This window comes from Streptomyces sp. NPDC059010, from assembly GCF_042740355.1.
GTDB lineage: Bacteria > Actinomycetota > Actinomycetes > Streptomycetales > Streptomycetaceae > Streptomyces.
On record NZ_JBHYJA010000019.1, the window covers coordinates 21936 to 22244 of the forward strand.

Below are 309 nucleotides of genomic sequence, written 5' to 3' on the forward strand. Positions count from 1 at the left end.
TTGGTCGGGGCCCGCGTCCGTGGTGTATATGAGACCGGGGCGGGGGCCGCCCAGCGGGAGGCCGCGCCGGGTGGCGCGGCCTCGGCGAATGCCTGGGTGGTGGCGATGCCCGCCGACAACGACAGCACGAGTGCCGTCGTCACGGGAATGCGCGCACACCGCAGTATGTCGCGTCTCAACTTTCCTACTTTCACAGTGAGTCGGCCGTGCCTGGAACCTGTGTGCGGGCACGGCCGACCCCCGGCGGGGCCCGGCCAGAGCGCGGCGGCGGGTGTTTTTTGGGGGGGGTGGGGCCCCGGGGGGGTTAGA